The organism is Alcanivorax borkumensis SK2 (assembly GCF_000009365.1).
In the GTDB taxonomy this organism is placed as follows: Bacteria; Pseudomonadota; Gammaproteobacteria; order Pseudomonadales; family Alcanivoracaceae; genus Alcanivorax; species Alcanivorax borkumensis.
In genome coordinates, this window is sequence record NC_008260.1 from 1917433 (window position 1) to 1929642 (window position 12210).

Below are 12210 nucleotides of genomic sequence, written 5' to 3' on the forward strand. Positions count from 1 at the left end.
CCTTCGTGGAGAAGAACCGTGAATTTGCCCCTGCCCGGCTCCTACACCGAATGGCGACACTGCATTACCGAAATATGCGGGATCCCTCTTGGCGAGAGTTTTATCCGCGAAAGGCTGATTGCTTTAGACGACGACAATGACCACATGACCCGCAAGTTCATTGAGCTTTACGGCCGCGAGCACTGGAAACAGACGAAAACCTGGTTTAACCAGGCACTGAAAGACGAAGGAAGAAACAAATGATTCGTAAAAACCCTAATGGTGACTTGCCGGATATTCATCCGGACGCCTTCGTCGACCCTACCGCTATCATCTGTGGCAAAGTCATCGTAAGTCGCCATGTCTTTATCGGCCCCTACGCCGTCATTCGAGCGGACGAAACGGATGATCAAGGCAATCTTCACCCCATTCTCATTGGCGAAGGAACCAACATTCAGGATGGCGTCGTCATGCACTCCAAGGATGGAGGCCCCATCACGATTGGTAAGCACAGCTCTATTGCCCATCGAGCCATCGTGCATGGCCCCTGTGAGGTGGGAGACAGCGTTTTTGTAGGCTTCAACAGCGTGCTTTTCAACTGCACTATCGGCGACGGCTGCGCCATTCGTCATAATGCGGTTATCGACGGCATGACGCTTCCCGCAAATTTTTATATCCCATCCACCAGCCGTATTGGACCCGACACGGATCTCAGCCTCATTCCCCGTGTGAGCCAAGACATCACCGCGTTTTCAGAAAGTGTATCCGATACCAATCAGCAACTCGTTCAGGGCTATAAAAGGATTCAAAATGAACTGTGAAAACAGCTCTAGCCTATTAATCAAAGGTGCCACGGTCCTGTTGCCTGGTGGCCCTGAAGAAACCGATGTGGCCTGTCGTGATGGCCGCATTGTGGCTATTGGCGAGCCCTTTCAGGCAGACACGATCTTCGAGGCCCGCGGCTTACACCTCTTACCTGGCGCCGTGGATTCCCAAGTCCATTTCCGCGAACCGGGCATGACACACAAGGAAACGCTGGAAGCTGGCACACGCGGTGCCATTCTCGGCGGCATCACTAGTGTCTTCGAGATGCCTAACACTCAGCCTTTAACGCTCTACGCGGAAGATTTGCAGGCCAAAATTGCCATTGCAGAACGGGATGCCTGGTGCAATTACGCCTTTTATATCGGCGGGTCCGCCGCCAATGCCGAGCAGCTGGAAGAACTGGAATGTTTACCCGCCTGCAGCGGTGTAAAAATTTTTATGGGCAGTTCATTTGGCGATTTGCTCGCCGATAGCGATGACGTGTTACGCAATATACTCCGCCATGGTCGCCGGCGAGTGGCGGTTCATGCTGAAGACGAAGCCCGCTTACTGTCTCGCCGACACCTTGCTGAAGAAGCAGCAAACCCTGTAGCCCACCCCGTTTGGCGCGATGAAAACAGCGCCCTGTTAGCCACTCAGCGCATTGTCGCACTGGCAGCAGAAGCTGGCCGCCCCCTACATGTGCTGCACATATCTACCGCCGAGGAGATGGCGTTCTTGCAACATCACAAGTCCAGCGTGTCGGTAGAGGTGCTGCCCCAACATCTCACTCTATCGGCACCGGAGTGCTACGAACGGCTCGGCACGCTGGCACAGATGAATCCTCCGATCCGCGATCAACGCCACCAAGATGCGCTCTGGAAAGCGGTACAAAACGGTATCGTGGATGTCATCGGCAGCGACCACGCCCCCCATACTCGAGAAGAAAAACAGCGACCCTATCCGAATTCACCCAGCGGCATGACCGGAACCCAAACACTGCTACCCTTGATGCTCAATCATGTTAACCAGGGACGACTCAGCCTCCCGCGATTAGTGGATATGGTATGCGCAGGACCTGCGCGGCTGTTCGGCATGGCTGGCAAAGGGCGAATTGCGGTGGGGTACGATGCTGATTTGACCTTAGTAGACATGCAACGTAAACAAGCGGTGGATGACCGCAAACTGGCCTCACCTTCAGGCTGGAGCGCCTACGATGGCATGATGCTGCAAGGCTGGCCTTCGGCCACGATTATTGCAGGGCAAATTGTCATGCTCGACGAGCAGGTCATCGGCAGCCCAGCAGGAAAACCGCTCAGGTTTCTATAACGGGCACAGCCAGTTAAAAATACCCCTCAAAAACAACACTCACGTGGATGATGAAAAGGATTTCGCGTTCTCTGGAGTTTGGCGCCAAGCGGCCCGCGGTTAAAATTCACCCTATCAACAGTTCATCAAACCGGCGGATAACCCGGTCCGCAAGATAGCCATGGGTATTGAGGCCGTCCATGTCCAAGTAAACCCCAACCATGCCAGCATTGCGCGCTGCCAGCAGGTCATATTTAAAATCCCCTACGTAGGCAATGGTGGCAGGCGCCATATTCCATTCACGGGCAATAGCGAGCAGCCCGTCTGGAGCCGGCTTGGGCGCAGCATCCTCCCTTGCCAGCACACGCTCCACAGGAATATTCAGCCGTGAAACGGTGAGCTCGGCAATGACACGGGCATTACGGGTAAGAATAGCCGTAGGAATACCCATTACCGACAATTGTTCAAGGCAGGATTCTGCGCCGGGTATCCAGGTGGCCCGTTGCGCCCCTTCACGCTCATATTCAAGCACCACAGCGTGAGCGGCTGCCTGCTCACGCTGTGGTAACGTGTCGATAAACTCCAGAACACCTACATCTTCCGGGCAACGAAGAGCCTTACGGATGGCAGCAAAGTCCAGACGAGAATCGACTAGGGTGCCATCCAGATCAAAAATAATGCCATTGAACATCGTCTGAGGAGTCGCTGCTGACAACGTCATCGCACGCTCCAGCCTGCCATTGGCAATGGTGAACACACTATTGGCACGGCCAATCCTCCATTAACGCCTCACCACCCGAAGCCATGGCGATAATCTGCCGGTCGCTGTTGAGCGTGTATTGAAGACCTTTCTTGCCTCGTACTTGCCAGTACACCGCCTTAATCGGCGATACCCCTGGCCCGGCCTCCGAGGTCTCCTCCAACACGCCCTCATAGAGTGCGTATAAGGGTAGTGATTCGCCCAACGCCACATTGCTGTGGGTACGAATATCCGAAGGCGGCGTGACCTCCCATCGGGTAATACGATTGTTTCTGAACTGGGCGGATAGCCCCGCGGGCCACATCGCACTGCGCACACGGCCACAGCTACCTTGCCCTGCAATAATATCCAGCGGCGCCTTGCTGGTCGCCTGCGCACTGGACAAGGTATCGCCAACACAAACCGAACCGTAACAGCCCGGCGACAAGCGTTGCAGCGGCTGCTCACTATCCAACGTTAAAGTCACTGTCAGCTCTACCGTCATTGGGTCATCGCCACTTTCCGGTTGGCCAATGTGAGCAAGGTAATCGCTGACAAGATCTGGCGCCGTATGCGCACCACTTGCTGGAGAAGAAAAGCCCCCACGAAAGGTGACACACAGTTGCTCGGCACGGGCATGATCCCCTGACAACAACGCCCTGGAAGCCGCAGTGATCCCAGAACACACCACCGGCTCCACCGCTCGCTGCCAAGTGTCTGGATACCCGCTGTCATCGCAATACTCATGGGAAAAATTGAGCATACAGTGATGAGGAACGATCTTGTGAGTAAGAATGGTAAGGCCAATGTTTTGGCCGGCCTGGGCCAACAATGCCTCACCGTAGTCCGCGCCCATATAACGGAAATAGGCCATTTCCCAGCCTACATTGGTGCGCAAATCTAAACGTAAACCGGCAGATGACGGCCCCAATGCCGGCGCAGCCATCCCATTCGTTGACATCAACAGTACCAAGCTAACCAACAACGTCCTCCGCCAACGCTGCGCTTGCTGTACCCATCGCTTCATGCTTTCCCCCTATAGCTCTAGACAGCGAGACCCGGCTCCCAGGTGTTACTCACAAGAAAAGCAAATTCTGCCGACCGAGGCCAGCCCATTCTTCAACCACGGGCTAGCCAACGCAGTGTAAGGCCCCATACACACAGGCGTTACTACAATGGGCAATACATGCTGAGGGTTCTTTTCAGGAAGTAATCGGGAGGGCTAGGCTGTAGATGCCCGGCATGATGTTAAGACATAGCAGGTTTGCGAAAGGGTAAGGCGCGTATAGCAACCTAAACACCCGCTGTTAAACGAGGCTTACCCCTTCACCGAAGTTTGCGTAGCTGGCTATTCGCGCACGGCTACATATGAATACCGCACTCGGTTTTTTTGTTGCCCTTCCAGCGCCCTTCGCGGCCTTCGCCCTTGAAGGTGCAGTGGCTGCACCCGATGGAGTCAAACCCTTGGGCCACCAGTGGGTGAAACGGCAGGTCGTGCTCCTTAATATAGGCGTCACGCTGTTCCTTGGTGACATCAATCATCGGGTTGAACTTGATCATGCCACGACGCTCTTCAAACACCTCCAGACCGGCACGGTGTTCGGTTTGCCAACCCATCAGACTGGAAATCCACAGATCGTAGTTTTCCTTGGCTTCTTCCAACGGATTAACCTTGTTCACCTGGCAGCACAGGTCCGGATCCGTTTCCCACATACGATTTTCTTGGGATACCTGGTGGTGATCCGGATCCGGCGTCACATCGACCACATTCAGGCCAAATCGCTCGATCAGGTAATCCTTGTACTTCAGGGTATCCGCAAAGTGATAACCGGTATCAATAAAATGCACCGATTGCTGAGGACGGATGGTAGAGATGATGTGCAGAAAATAAGCCGACGTCGCGGCAAAAGACGAAGTCACCATGATCCGATCCGGCGCAAAGTCTTCGTAGACACGGCGAATGCGCTCCGCAAAGCTCAGCGGACGATAGACACGATTCAGCTCCTCCAACGCCTCTTTGGACAAGCCAACGGTATTGTCACCAAATCGTGTAATCAGCTGTGCATTACCCATGATCTGCAGCACCTCAAAAGGGAAATTTCAAGCTGCCATAATAGGGGCCTAAAAAGGAATATAAAGTAATATATAGTGATACTTTTATAACCAAAAGGGATATGAAAACAAAACAGAGGCAGTAACTCAGCACGGCCATTTTGCCTCGCCGTGCACCATCAAAAAGGGTAACCCGCGCCCAAACCGATCAACCACAGCACATAGGGCCTGCCAACGCTGTAGTTAATCGCACGTAAGCACATATAAAAGGCTTGTTCACATCAGTATCCGATACGCATCGTCACTGTGAATCATGATTTAACATTTCTCGTCGAACTTACAGGCTGATGGTGGTCGGACTTTGCAGTGTCGCCGTATTTTGGTTTCGGCCACTTTGGGTAACACCGTAATCCCCGACCGCTTCGGGGCGATTGACAAGGAGATGAAGCATGAGCAAACGGATGATGGCGCTCGGCGCCCTGATGATTTCCGCTACCTTCACTGGCACGGTAGCCGCACAGCAGCCTGGTGCACCCGCGTCACAAACCCCACAGACCCAGCAGCAACAAATGCAGCAACAGCAGATGCAGCAGCTGCCCAAGGCCTCTGAATTCAGCGACAAACAGCTTGATGCCTTTGCCGATGCACAAAAAGACATGTCTGGCATCCAGCAGAAATACTCCCAGCAACTGCAGGCGAACAAAGACAAGCCTGAAGAAGCCATGAAAGTGCAGAAAGAAGCACAGGAGAAAATGGTAGAAGCCGTTAAAGAGAGTGGGTTGGAGCTGAGCACCTATAACCAGATTGCTCAGCTGGCCCAATACGATGCGGACTTCCGCACCCGCATTCAGGAAAAAATGTAATCCTGAACGCAGCAAAACAACAACGCCGGCATTCGCCGGCGTTGTTGTTTTTACATGACCTGTTCCCACGTCGGGCTGACAATCAGAAGTTTGTCACCACCCCTACCCAGTAACGCCGACCATCTTCCACGTAACCATATTCGTCGTAGAAAATTTCCTTGTCGGCCAGATTATAAATTCCCGTATTGAGTTTGGTCTGCGGTGTCAGCTGGAAACCGATACCGGCATCAACCAGGGTATTCGACGGCGCGATGGTGGCGCAGCTGGACGGCCTCGTGTTTGGCTGACTCTCCTCACCCCGATAGCGAACGGTCCCAAGGCGACACCGTATCTGTCGCTTGCCAATCCAGGTTCAGGCTGGCCAGATGCTTGGGCAATTGAGTCAACGGCTCGCCTTTGTACTCCCCGGATTTCTGCTCCGAATCGGTATAGGTATAGCTCAGGTTGATGGACACCACCCTCGCCAACGTGGTGGACAGCGCCGCTTCCACGCCCTGGGTTTGCGCTTCATCCACATTCACCCGGTAGGTGGGGTCGGAACCAAACTGGTTGGGACCATCCGGACAGATACTGACCGGACAGGTAATACGGGTGATCTTGTCCTTGAAGTCGTTGTGAAACACCGTCACGTTGGCCAGCAACGTGCGACCCGCGTTGAAGTACAGGCCCAGCTCCTGGTTAAGCGAGGTTTCAGGCTCCAGATCTGGGTTGCCGTAGATGTTGCCACCCCGGCTCACCTGCCCCCAATCCGGGGTCAATTCACGCAGCGACGGAGAGCGGAAGCCAGTGGAGACGCCACCTTTCACCGTCCAGCGCGGGCTGAATCCCCACACGCCATAAAGGCGCGGGCTAACATGGGTGCCGAAATTTTCATCATCGTCCATCCGCGCACCTGCGGTCACCGAAAAGGTATCGGTGAGCATCCATTCGTCTTCCACAAATAGAGCGTATTTTGATGACTCAATATTGGTGCGGTCAGAAATCCGGTTGGAGGTTTTGTCGTCCAGTTTTTCTTCCGTGAAATCGGCCCCCACCGTCACCATATGATTACCCACCGGCATGACCAACGCCGTCTTGGCATGGGTATTGGTGATAGTCATTTCACGGCTTTCATTTTCCGCTTTTTCTCGCTGAATGTAGGTATCGGATGTGCCGACGGCCCAACGGCCAGTGTGGGTCAGCGAAAAAGCTTCGCGGGTATGATCAGTAAAACTATCGTCGGAATCTGCGCTACGCCCGATCAAACTCTGGCGGCTATCCTCGGTGCGGGTAGTTTCCACTGAAAAGTCATGATTTTCTGTCGGTGTCAGAGTCAATTTAGCTGTCAGGTTACGCAAGTCTTTTTGCTCATAACCATCCACGAATAAATCTTCCTGGCGGTTATAAAAGCCTCCATAGACTTGCAGGCCCAGCAAATCGTCTTTCAATGGGCCGCTCAAGCTGAAATTGCCCTGCTGGCTATCACCGGATCGGGAATCGTCCTGGATGATCGCGTCCAGCTGTACGGAGCCGCCCCACTCTGTCTCCACTTTGCGGGTGATAATGTTGACCACGCCCCCCATGGCATCGGAGCCATACAGGGTGGACATGGGGCCACGGACCACCTCGATACGCTCGATGCTTTGCAGCGGCGGCAACCAGCTTTGTTCAAACCCGGCACTACCATTAGGACGGCTTTCCCGAGTGGACACCGGCTTACCATCAACCATGATCAGCGTATAAGAGGACGGCATACCGCGAATAACGATATCGGTGCCACGGTCGCCGGAGCCTCCGCCGGTGACAATCACACCGGGGACATCCCGTAAGGCATCAGTGGTGTCTTGGTAGAAACGCGCTTCAATCTACTCACGGTCAATAACGCTAATCGACACGGGCGCATCGTCCACCTGTTGAATGTACCCTCCGGCTGTCACAGACACCTGCCCCAGCTCATGTCCTCCCTCTTCCCCCCACACGGCGCCACTGGCTGCGGCCAGCGCCATCGTTAGAGTCCCCAAGCGCATTCCCATGGTTTTCCTCCTCGAAGATAAACAACAACATCCAACCGGAGTGCCAACCGCCCCCTTTCACCACTCAAGCTTGCCGCCTGGTAGCGAAAAACCGATACAGCTCCCCCTGGTAAATCGGCCAGACAGGGCTGCTGAAAGCAGCAATGGATCTGCCGAAGAAAAGGAATGGTATTGATTCTTATTTATAACAAAAGGAGGTTTACACTTTATACACGTGCCGGAGCCGGCAGGCGCAAATGCACGCACAACCCAGGGTCCCGGTTATGTGCCCAAAGCTCTCCGCCAAGCCGCTCCACTGTTCTGCGGGCAATACTTAATCCCAGCCCAAAACCGCTATCAGTCGTCCTCGCGGTATTTAGGCGCACGAAGGGCGCAAAGATACTGTGCAGCTTATCTTCAGGCACCCCTGGCCCCTGATCCACCACCTGAAGATGCCAGGCACTCCCTTCACGCTGCCCCTGCAATAAGACCGTCCCCTGCTCAGGCGAATACCGAATGGCATTCCGGACCAAATTTTCAAATACCTGAGCTAAGGTATTCAAATTGCCATACACCTCCGTGTCATCAGGTAAGGTGCAAGGGAAGCGTTGTTTACTCCAACCACTCTCAAACGCCGCATTCTCGACAACCATGTCCCACAACACCGGCACCGACAAAGACTGCAGGCCAGCGTTACCGGTATTGGTATCGGTGTCCTGCCAACCTAGCGCCAAAGTGTCATCGACTAAGGTGCGCATGTGGCGCAATTCCTGCTCTAACCGCTGGCGCAGTTGCTGTTCGTTGATTGCGTTTTCCAAGGCCACAGACAACCGGCTCAGCGGAGTACGTAACTCATGCGACATATCATTGAGTAACTGTTTTTGAGTTTCGAGTATGCCGCAAACCTGCTCTGCCATATGGTTGAAACTACGAGCAAGCTCACCAAATTCATCTGAACGGGTGGCCAACGGCCCAACCACACGGGCATCAGTATCGTCTTTGAATACGAGCACCTGCGCTTGTAACGCCTTCAACAAGACGCGGGCACGCCAGAACAGCAGCCCACCCAGCATGAGGGCCGATATCGTAGGAACCCCCACTAACAATAAAGGTTCAACCCAAGGCCAGTAGGTACCCGGACGAAACCGGGGAGGCAGCTGCATCAGCAGGCTTCCCTGTTCTGGGACAGTAGGAAATGGCAACCCCAGATAAGGCATCTTCTTGCCGTAACGGAAACTCATGCGGCTATGAACACCCCGCTGAAAGCGAAGCCCGCTACGCTCCTGTACCGTCAATGGAGTACTGCTCAGGGACTGGTCGGTGTTACTGATCACAGCGATATCACCACTTTCACGGGAACGCATGCCCGCCAGCCATTGGTCTACCCCTGCCCGCCCCTCCGCGAGCCATGCCTGCTCCGCAGCCGCCGCATAACCGCGCATTACGGCAACCGCCTGGTCACTCAAAAGCTGAGCATCATTTCGCAGAGCGTTGGTAACACGCGTTCCCACTACCATGGTGGTAACTACGGTAACAACAAGAAGTAGCGCCAGGCGCCAAAGAAGGGAGTAGCGTTTTAACATCAGAGGTTGTCAGTGATCAGGGTATAGCCCTGCCCCCAGACTGTTCTCACCGCCGACTCTGCTGCTCCGGCGTCACGAAGTTTGCGACGCACATGACTAATGTGCAGGTCCAGGCTGCGATCATGGCGGCCACAGCCTCGGTGCAGAACCGCCTGGTAGAGGAATGGCTTGCTGAGCACCGCACCTCGGTGCTCCAACAGCACCTGCAACAAACGAAACTCAGTGTTGGTCAGCCCTAGGTCGGTTTCTTGGTAAAAGGCCGCCATGCTGTGGTCGCACAGCACCAGTTTACCCACTGATTCCCATTGCGGCTCTTCCGGACGCACCCGTTCCAGCGCCACCCTGCGCAACACCGCATCCACCCGCACCGCAAGTTCCGCCATACTGAATGGCTTGGGAAGGTAATCATCCGCACCGTTGATAAGTCCCTGAATACGGGCCTGCTCATCGCCCAATGCAGACACCACAATCACCGGCACCGGGCTTTGCTGGCGCAGGGCATTAAGTAGCTCCAAGCCATTAAGGCCGGGCAACAGGATGTCCAGCAGCACTAGGTCATAATCACCGGCCGTCGCCGCATCCAGCCCCGCCGGGCCTTCGGCACACACCGAAACCAGATAGTGCCGCTCGGAAAAATAATCAAGCAAGTGGCCACTGAGTACCGAATCATCTTCAATGACCAGTAAACGGGCAGGCATTTTCACAACGGCTAGCATTTTAGAAATGATAGAAATTATCATTCGCAAATGCTAGCTTTTATCGAATAAACCGCATTCAAGCACCCTAAGATTACATTCTTTACGAAGATAACCGTGGTTAAATATAACGGTTCTCATTAACATCCCTGCCTCCGTTGTAAATGAACGAGCCACTCCGTGAACAAGAAACGCAAAGCCTTTTGGCTGAAACAACTCCACCAGTGGCACTGGGTCACCTCCGCCATCTGTCTGATCAGCTTGGTGCTGTTCAGCCTCACCGCCATCACCCTTAACCATGCCAGCCAGATCAGCGCCGAACCGGTAATTCGTGAACATCAGGACACGCTGCCCACCGAGCTGCTATTTCAGCTCGCAGACCAAACCGGCGGCCAACTGCCCGCCGCCGTTCAGCAATGGCTGGCACGGAAAATGGACCTGCAGCACACCGATGGAGAGCCGGAATGGGCAGCCGATGAGATTTATCTGCCCATGCCCCGGCCTGGTGGCGATGCTTGGCTTGCGATTGATATGAGTGACGGGGCGATACTCGCGGAAACCACGGACCGTGGCTGGATTGCGTTTTTTAATGACCTGCATAAAGGTCGCCACACCGGCACGGTGTGGATTTGGTTCATCGATATTTTTGCCATCGCCAGCCTGCTATTTGCGTTCACCGGGCTTGGGCTAATGATGCTTCATGCTAAACGGCGGCCGGCCACCTGGCCGGTCACTTTGGCGGGGTTAGTTCTCCCCTGGCTATTGATCATTTTTTTCATGCATTAAGACCCGACATTCAGATAAGGAAGGACATTTTCATGCGCTTGCGTTATCTCGCTCTGCTTCCCCTGCTAACCAGCCAGGCCATGGCTGATACCTTTTCTGTAGAGGTGGAAGTGCCGCGTTTGAGTGTGGCCGAATATCATGCTCCCTATGTGGCCTTCTGGGTGGAAAATGCCGACCGTAGCACCCTAAAACCACTGGGCCTGTGGTACGACGACCAGGAAAAATGGCTCAAAGATATTCGCCAGTGGTGGCGCAGAACCGGCCGCAGCCAGTCGGCGCCCTACGACGGTCTCACTGGCGCCACCCGCTCTCCTGGCACTCACACTGTGGACTTTAGTGATGTGGACGCACTTAAATCCCTGCCCGCCGGCGAATACACCTTGGTGGTAGAAGCAGCCCGAGAAGTCGGTGGCCGCGAAGTGCTGAAATTACCGTTCCTGTGGCCGGCCGGGGAACGCCCTCAACAGCAGCAAGTAATAGGCACCGACGAACTGGGCACTGTCACCCTCACCGTCTCTCAATAACACCGACTACTCAAGGAGCGCCACCATGACCCGAGTCCGTTTCCCTAAAGTTGCACTGGCCGCATTGGTGCTGGCCACAGCCCTACCCGCCCATGCCCACAAGCTGTGGTTACTGCCCAGCCACACCACCGTTTCTGAGCCCCAGTGGATTACCGTTGATGCCAGCATCTCCAATGAAATTTTTGGTTTCGAGCGAGCCTACCCTGTCGATGGCCTGGAAGTGACCGGCCCGGATGGCAAGCCAGCCACCGTGGATAACGCCATGAAAATGCACACACGTAGTGTGTTTGACGTACAGCTGGAAAAGGAAGGCAGCTACCGGATCAGTGTGGCGCAACCCAGCTACTTTATCTCCTACGAGATCAACGGTGAGCGCAAACGCAGCCGCGGCAAAGATGCGGATACGATGCTGGCCGAAGTGCCCAGCGGGGCCGATAAAGTAAAACTGCGTGAGGTTCTCAACCGTTTGGAAACCTATGTCACCCTAGGGGCGCCAAACGAAACCGGCCTGAAGCCCACCGGCAAGGGCCTGGAACTTGAGTTACTCACTCACCCCAACGACCTTTACGCGGGCGAAACCGCTCAGTGGAAACTGCTGGTCGATGGCAAGCCGACCTCCGACCTCAAGGTAGAACTGGTTCCGGGTGGAACCCGATACCGTGACAGCCAAGAAAGCTGGTCCGTGACCAGCGATGATAAAGGCATTGTCAGCATCCAATGGCCTGCCGCTGGCCGTTACTTCCTGGAAGCGGGCACAAGCGACAAAAACGTTAGCAACCCCAAAGCCACGGAACGCTACCTGCAATACCTCGGCACCGTTGAAGTGCTACCGATGTAACCCCCTCCACATAGAAGTTTGCCGGGTTTGCTTTACCCGGCTTCCGGC

The 12210-nt window shown here is 54.7% G+C and carries 12 protein-coding genes and 1 pseudogene; 7 read left to right on the plus strand and 6 right to left on the minus strand.

Annotated features, from left to right (window positions below; genetic code table 11):
* Positions 1–18 precede the first annotated feature (18 nt).
* The 3 genes from ABO_RS08700 to ABO_RS08710 are packed head-to-tail and all read left to right on the plus strand — an operon-like array spanning position 19 to position 2112.
* Entirely contained in the window at positions 19–243 is a 225-nt protein-coding gene (locus ABO_RS08700) for a hypothetical protein (protein ID WP_011588962.1), read from the plus strand.
* Positions 240–800 carry a carbonate dehydratase gene (locus ABO_RS08705; RefSeq protein WP_011588963.1) on the plus strand — a complete coding sequence of 187 codons (561 nt, stop codon included), beginning with the start codon at positions 240–242 and terminating at the stop codon, positions 798–800. Before ABO_RS08700 ends, ABO_RS08705 begins: the two co-directional genes overlap by 4 nt.
* Positions 790–2112 carry a dihydroorotase gene (locus ABO_RS08710; RefSeq protein WP_011588964.1) on the plus strand — a complete coding sequence of 441 codons (1323 nt, stop codon included), beginning with the start codon at positions 790–792 and terminating at the stop codon, positions 2110–2112. Before ABO_RS08705 ends, ABO_RS08710 begins: the two co-directional genes overlap by 11 nt.
* Positions 2113–2218: 106 nt before the next feature.
* Here the strand turns inward: ABO_RS08710 and ABO_RS08715 are convergent, their stop codons facing one another.
* The 3 genes from ABO_RS08715 to ABO_RS08725 all read right to left on the minus strand — a co-directional run bounded on the left by ABO_RS08715 (position 2219) and on the right by ABO_RS08725 (position 4903).
* Positions 2219–2812 (minus strand): HAD family hydrolase, encoded by a 594-nt coding sequence (locus tag ABO_RS08715; protein WP_011588965.1) that lies wholly within the window; start codon positions 2810–2812, stop codon positions 2219–2221.
* A gap of 37 nt (positions 2813–2849) precedes the next feature.
* Positions 2850–3857 (minus strand): hypothetical protein, encoded by a 1008-nt coding sequence (locus ABO_RS08720; RefSeq protein ID WP_011588966.1) that lies wholly within the window; start codon positions 3855–3857, stop codon positions 2850–2852.
* A gap of 335 nt (positions 3858–4192) precedes the next feature.
* A complete protein-coding gene (locus ABO_RS08725; protein WP_011588967.1) occupies positions 4193–4903 on the minus strand; it encodes a phosphoadenylyl-sulfate reductase in 711 nt (236 codons plus the stop codon).
* Between the two features lie 428 nt (positions 4904–5331).
* On the opposite strand from ABO_RS08725, the gene ABO_RS08730 reads away from it, so the two are divergent.
* The gene (locus ABO_RS08730) at positions 5332–5745 is read left to right on the plus strand and encodes a DUF4168 domain-containing protein (RefSeq protein ID WP_011588968.1); all 414 of its coding nucleotides are present in this window, start codon (positions 5332–5334) and stop codon (positions 5743–5745) included.
* Between the two features lie 82 nt (positions 5746–5827).
* Here the strand turns inward: ABO_RS08730 and ABO_RS08735 are convergent.
* The 3 genes and pseudogenes from ABO_RS08735 to ABO_RS08745 all read right to left on the minus strand — a co-directional run bounded on the left by ABO_RS08735 (position 5828) and on the right by ABO_RS08745 (position 10059).
* Positions 5828–7751 (minus strand): annotated as a pseudogene (locus tag ABO_RS08735) (ligand-gated channel protein).
* Positions 7752–7963: 212 nt separating this feature from the next.
* Positions 7964–9319, minus strand: coding sequence for a sensor histidine kinase (locus ABO_RS08740; protein WP_011588971.1), 1356 nt, complete (start codon positions 9317–9319; stop codon positions 7964–7966).
* Positions 9319–10059, minus strand: a complete 741-nt coding sequence (locus ABO_RS08745) for a response regulator transcription factor (protein ID WP_011588972.1) — start codon at positions 10057–10059, stop codon at positions 9319–9321. The genes ABO_RS08740 and ABO_RS08745 overlap by 1 nt, the downstream gene beginning before the upstream one ends.
* 135 nt (positions 10060–10194) lie before the next feature.
* Here ABO_RS08745 and ABO_RS08750 point away from each other — a divergent pair, with 135 nt between their 5' ends.
* The 3 genes from ABO_RS08750 to ABO_RS08760 are packed head-to-tail and all read left to right on the plus strand — an operon-like array spanning position 10195 to position 12162.
* Positions 10195–10800: a PepSY-associated TM helix domain-containing protein gene (locus ABO_RS08750; protein ID WP_011588973.1), complete on the plus strand. Its 606-nt coding sequence runs from the start codon at positions 10195–10197 to the stop codon at positions 10798–10800.
* A 32-nt stretch (positions 10801–10832) separates the two neighbouring features.
* Complete coding sequence (locus ABO_RS08755) at positions 10833–11324, plus strand: DUF2271 domain-containing protein (RefSeq protein ID WP_011588974.1); 492 nt, start codon at positions 10833–10835, stop codon at positions 11322–11324.
* A gap of 25 nt (positions 11325–11349) precedes the next feature.
* The gene (locus tag ABO_RS08760) at positions 11350–12162 is read left to right on the plus strand and encodes a DUF4198 domain-containing protein (protein WP_011588975.1); all 813 of its coding nucleotides are present in this window, start codon (positions 11350–11352) and stop codon (positions 12160–12162) included.
* Positions 12163–12210 lie beyond the last annotated feature (48 nt).

Excerpts from the sequence above, each read along its gene's own strand:
- ABO_RS08705 (WP_011588963.1), top strand. The coding sequence starts at position 240 with ATGATTCGTAAAAACCCTAATGGTGACTTGCCGGATATTCATCCGGAC.
- ABO_RS08710 (WP_011588964.1), top strand. The coding sequence starts at position 790 with ATGAACTGTGAAAACAGCTCTAGCCTATTAATCAAAGGTGCCACGGTC.
- ABO_RS08715 (WP_011588965.1), bottom strand. The coding sequence starts at position 2,812 with ATGACGTTGTCAGCAGCGACTCCTCAGACGATGTTCAATGGCATTATT.
- ABO_RS08720 (WP_011588966.1), bottom strand. The coding sequence starts at position 3,857 with ATGAAGCGATGGGTACAGCAAGCGCAGCGTTGGCGGAGGACGTTGTTG.
- ABO_RS08725 (WP_011588967.1), bottom strand. The coding sequence starts at position 4,903 with ATGGGTAATGCACAGCTGATTACACGATTTGGTGACAATACCGTTGGC.
- ABO_RS08730 (WP_011588968.1), top strand. The coding sequence starts at position 5,332 with ATGAGCAAACGGATGATGGCGCTCGGCGCCCTGATGATTTCCGCTACC.
- ABO_RS08740 (WP_011588971.1), bottom strand. The coding sequence starts at position 9,319 with ATGTTAAAACGCTACTCCCTTCTTTGGCGCCTGGCGCTACTTCTTGTT.
- ABO_RS08745 (WP_011588972.1), bottom strand. The coding sequence starts at position 10,059 with ATGATAATTTCTATCATTTCTAAAATGCTAGCCGTTGTGAAAATGCCT.
- ABO_RS08755 (WP_011588974.1), top strand. The coding sequence starts at position 10,833 with ATGCGCTTGCGTTATCTCGCTCTGCTTCCCCTGCTAACCAGCCAGGCC.
- ABO_RS08760 (WP_011588975.1), top strand. The coding sequence starts at position 11,350 with ATGACCCGAGTCCGTTTCCCTAAAGTTGCACTGGCCGCATTGGTGCTG.